General features: G+C 68.5%; 1 protein-coding gene. It reads right to left on the reverse strand.

What is annotated here, in order from left to right; all coding sequences use genetic code 11:
- On the reverse strand, positions 1–413 hold a 413-nt coding region (locus tag DK254_RS05680; protein WP_146219565.1), incomplete at both ends, for an AMP-binding protein.

Raw genomic sequence — 413 nt, forward strand, 5'->3', positions numbered from 1 at the left:
CCACGGGCCAGGCCTTCGCCGGCCAGGTACAGTTCGCCCAGCACGCCTGCCGGCACCGGCTCCAGGTTGTCGTCGAGGATGTGGCAGCCCAGGTTGGCGATGGGCTGGCCAATGGGGACGGCATCCTTGCCCTCCTCCACGCAGGTCCAGTGGGTGACGTCGATGGCGGCCTCGGTCGGGCCGTAGAGGTTGTACAGGCCGGCCTGCGGTAGCTTGGCGAAGACCTGCTGCTGGGCGTCCACCGGCAGGGCCTCGCCGCTGCAGACGATGCGCTTGAGGCTGGTGCAACTATCGACTGCGGCGTCCTGCAGGAAGGCCTGCAGCATCGAGGGCACGAAGTGCAGCGTGGTCACGCCTTCGCGATTGATCAGTTCCACCAGCTTCGCCGGGTCGCGGTGATCGCCCGGTGCCGC

Source organism: Pseudomonas sp. RW407 (assembly GCF_003176655.1).
Classification (GTDB): Bacteria; Pseudomonadota; Gammaproteobacteria; order Pseudomonadales; family Pseudomonadaceae; genus Pseudomonas; species Pseudomonas delhiensis.